This is a genomic window from Endozoicomonas sp. SESOKO4 (genome assembly GCF_024606275.1).
This window is the reverse complement of the sequence record NZ_JAHHPS010000437.1, coordinates 1-4,104: the sequence shown is the minus strand read 5'-3', so window position 1 is coordinate 4,104 and position 4,104 is coordinate 1. Positions and strand designations below refer to the sequence as shown.

Annotated in this window: 5 protein-coding genes; 2 read left to right on the top strand and 3 right to left on the bottom strand. The window is 45.7% G+C overall.

Annotation, left to right across the window (positions count from 1 at the left end; translation table 11 throughout):
• Positions 1-101 precede the first annotated feature (101 nt).
• From purF to KDK16_RS08665, 3 genes are all read right to left on the bottom strand, one after another.
• Positions 102-1,613, bottom strand: coding sequence for an amidophosphoribosyltransferase (purF, locus tag KDK16_RS08675; RefSeq protein ID WP_257252783.1), 1,512 nt, complete (start codon positions 1,611-1,613; stop codon positions 102-104).
• A 174-nt stretch (positions 1,614-1,787) separates the two neighbouring features.
• Positions 1,788-2,285, bottom strand: coding sequence for a CvpA family protein (locus KDK16_RS08670; protein ID WP_257252782.1), 498 nt, complete (start codon positions 2,283-2,285; stop codon positions 1,788-1,790).
• Between the two features lie 111 nt (positions 2,286-2,396).
• Positions 2,397-2,681, bottom strand: a complete 285-nt coding sequence (locus KDK16_RS08665) for a helix-hairpin-helix domain-containing protein (RefSeq protein ID WP_257252781.1) — start codon at positions 2,679-2,681, stop codon at positions 2,397-2,399.
• Between the two features lie 513 nt (positions 2,682-3,194).
• Here KDK16_RS08665 and KDK16_RS08660 point away from each other — a divergent pair.
• Together KDK16_RS08660 and KDK16_RS08655 are read left to right on the top strand one after the other, a co-directional pair.
• Positions 3,195-3,629, top strand: a complete 435-nt coding sequence (locus KDK16_RS08660) for a DUF29 domain-containing protein (protein WP_257252780.1) — start codon at positions 3,195-3,197, stop codon at positions 3,627-3,629.
• A 67-nt stretch (positions 3,630-3,696) separates the two neighbouring features.
• Positions 3,697-4,104: DUF29 domain-containing protein (locus KDK16_RS08655; protein ID WP_257275627.1), on the top strand; the 408-nt coding region annotated here is incomplete at its 3' end.

Here is a 4,104-nt window from a genome sequence, read left to right as displayed (position 1 = left end):
GACCAATTTATTGCAACCGCAGTAGGACAGCCTTAAGTCCGACAGGCTGCTAGCAAGGCTAACAGGGGCTCGACTCTATGAACATAGTGTTCAAGGAAAAATCAGGCAAGCTCTTCATCATTGTGAAGGTCAATGATCGAATCGCTTCCCGCATTAGCCCGGGTCTCTTCGTTTCTGCTGGCAGCAAGACGGCTTAAATATTCACTATCGATACCGCCGGCAATGTATTTACCATCAAAAACAGAACAGTCGAAGTCGGTAATGTCGGGATTCAACGAAGAAACGATTTTCTTAAGATCATCCAAATCCTGAAAGATCAGACGATCTGCCCCGATTTCCTGCTCGATTTGCTTGTCAGTCCGATCGTAGGCAATGAGCTCTTCTGATGTTGGCATGTCGATCCCATAAACATTTGGGAAGCGAATCGCAGGAGCAGCAGAGCTAAAATAGACTTTCTTTGCGCCACTGTCTCTGGCCATCTCGATGATCTGCTGACAGGTCGTGCCTCTGACAATGGAGTCATCGACTAACAGGACATTCTTGCCTTCAAATTCCTGTTGAATGGCACTGAGTTTTTGGCGAACGGATTTCTCGCGGACTTCCTGACCAGGCATGATGAATGTGCGACCAATGTAGCGGTTTTTAACAAAGCCTTCTTTGTAAGGAAGCCCCAATCGGTTGGCAATCTCCAGTGCTGATGTCCGGCTGGTGTCAGGAATAGGCATCACAACATCAATATCATGCTCTGGCCACTCTCTGAGAATCTTGTTAGCAAGGATCTGCCCCATTCTCTGATGAGCCTGATAGACAGAAATACCATCAACAATGGAGTCAGGGCGGGCGAGATAGACGTACTCAAAAATACAAGGATGCTTGGTGCCCTGAACACACTGGAATGTGTGCAGCTGATTATTTGAGTCTATGAAGACAGCTTCGCCTGGCTCGACGTCACGAATAACTTCAAAACCAGAGGCACTCAAAGCGACGGATTCAGAAGCCATCATATATTCTGTGCCTTTTTCGCTTTCCCGCTTACCGAAGATCAGGGGGCGAATACCGTTAGGGTCACGAAAACCAATGATACCGTGACCATTAATCATGGCGACGACAGCATAGCCACCTTCGCAACGCTCATGGACTCGACGAACCGCCTGGAAGAAGTCTTCCGGCTTGGGCTGCAGCTTGCCTGACTGCTCCAGTTCATGGGCGAAGACATTCAGCAGAATCTCTGAATCAGAGCTGGTATTGATGTGACGAAGATCTTCTTCAAAGAGTTCCTGCTTGATGCTCTGGGCATTGGTCAGATTCCCGTTATGGGCAAGGGCAATACCATAGGGAGAGTTAACATAGAACGGCTGGGCCTCGGCTGAGCTGGAAGTACCTGCGGTAGGATAACGAACATGAGCGATGCCCATATTGCCCACCAGTTTTTTCATGTGCCGGGTTCTGAAGACATCACGGACCAGCCCGTTATCTTTTCTCAGATAAAAGTGCCCTCCTCCCAGGGTCACCATACCGGCTGCGTCCTGCCCCCTGTGCTGAAGCACGGTCAGCGCATCGAACAACAGCTGGTTAACATTCACTGTCGCCGAAATACCGACAATTCCACACATTTCTCACATCCTCAGGCTGGATCAGCGGCTCCAAAGCTCTGGCAAGGTCACCTGAAAGTCAGAAAAACCCTGTTTTTTGTGCTTATAGCTGTCTTTAGAGCCTATTTTTTCTCAAAAGTTCAGAAAGCGCCCTCTGGACGTTTGCCTGTTCCCGGGAAGCTTTCAGAGATTATTTCAACCGGCTTGCAACATAGGTTCAACCCACTGGACCACTGTTTGTCTGGACCAGTCTGCAAGTAGCAAAAAGTGCGGCAATAATACCGAATCTTGCCATGCTTCGTCATTCTCTAATGGAGCAAAAGTCATTAATCCCACCACAAGCACCACAAGCAAGCAGCCTCTGAGCCCGCCGAAAACCATACCCAGTATCCTATCAGTCCCAGTGAGACCGGTGGCTTCAACCAATTCTGAAAATAATCGATTAATCAACCCGCCCACCAGTAGCGTTGCGACAAAAAGCAAAATTGATGCGGAAATCACTCTAACAGACGGGGTTTCTACATACTGAGTTAACAAGTTCGCAACACTGCCGTTAAAAGTCCAGGCCACAAAAATGGCCACTACCCAGGTCAGAAGAGAGAGAACTTCTTTGAAAAAGCCACGTTTAAGGCTGATAAGAGAGGAAACAGCCACTATGGTCGCAATGACCCAATCAATCCAGGTAAAGGTCAAAGGAATACTCCTGCATAAGTCTTTATTCAGGCTAGATTATCGGTTTTGAAACACGTACTCAACATACAAAAAGCCCGTCTCTATGGACGGGCTTTTTGTATATGTGATTCCCTACTCTTCGAAAATTATCCTGGATTCGTTCTTCTTCATAAAGGCTTCACCGATGAACTTCACCTGATCAAGGTCATCCATATTCTTGTAAGGACCATGTGCTTTACGGTGTTTTACTATCTCTTCTGCTGTTCGTCTGCCTACGCCTATAAGCTTTTCGTCCAATTCCTGAACGGTGGCTGTGTTGACGTTAACGACCTGTTCTTTTTCGTCGCTATTGGCAAATGAACCGCTAGAGAATATTAAAAGGCTGGAAAGAGCAATGCTTGAGAAAAATGTATTCATAATCAAACTTCCTTATTGATTATTAACGTTTGGCTTCAGATATCTTGAAACCGTTATTTTCAGTTCTAGACGGATTTTTAAAAAAAACCAAACAGATGGAAAAAAAACTATGAATACAACAGAACCATTGAATGTAAATGACTGATTTTATAAAGAACTCAGGACAGACTCCAGAATAAACACCCAGACAGCACAGCCAATGTTTTGACAATATAGAAGTACGAATAACACCATTTCTTCAGGCTCTGACAGCAAAAAGTCGAGGGTAAAACAAACCCTCAGGAGCCTTTCGGATTGATGACTTCGAGTATAAATTTCAGAACAAAACGAGCCGGAGTATTGAGTGTACTCATGGCTGCAGTCAGTATCACCTACTGATTTTGTATTAAACTACGCCCAGCCCTATAAATGAAACTTGAGCTATCTTAATGAGCGCAGTTTAGATTCGTAAAGCACAAAGTGAGTAAGATAGAATGAAGGAAAATGGGATAACGGACAAAGCAGGTAGCCTTTATGCGAGACTTGTATGATACCGATTTTTACAGCTGGACTCAGAGACAGGCAAAACTGATTCGTGAAGGTCGCCTCGCAGAACTCGACCTGGAAAATATCCTTGAGGAAATTGAGAGCATGGGTCGCAGTGATTACAGAGCCTTGCAGTCCCGGCTGGAAATACTCTTTATGCATTTGTTGAAATGGGAGCATCAGCCAGAAAAAAGACAAACAGGCCACAGCTGGGAACGAACCATCCGTGTGCAACGTAAGCAGGCATGGCGAATTCTACAGGATTCTCCGGGTCTAAAACACAAAATTGATGTTATGCTTCCTGTTGCTTACAAAAGAGCCGTCGAAGATGCCGCTGAAGAAACAGGACTATCACCTTCCACTTTTCCCAAGGAGCGTCCCTGGAGCTATGAGCAAGCTATCAATCCTGAATTCTGGCCCTAAAACTTCTCAGTCCATAAGATAAACTGAACAGTAACTATGAAATCCTATAAAACAGCAGGTCATTTTTGTGCGTGATTTATACGATACTGATTTTTACAGCTGGACCCAGAGGCAGGCAAAACTGATCCGTGAGGGCCGCCTGACAGAACTCGATCTGGAAAATATCCTTGAGGAAATTGAGAGCATGGGTCGCAGTGACTACAGGGCATTAGAGTCCAGAATATGCGTACTTTTCATGCATTTGTTGAAATGGCAGTACCAGCCTGAAAAAAGGCAGACTGGCCAAAGCTGGGAAAGAACGATCCGAGAGCAACGCAAGCAGATCAGGCGAATTCTAAGAAAAAATCCGGGACTGAAAAGCAAACTGTCAGAGATTTTGGTTGAAGCTTACTCGGACGCTGTAGAAGACGCCTCAGATGAGACAGAGCTACCCTCCTCTACTTTTCCAAAAGAATGCCCCTGGAACTATGAGCAG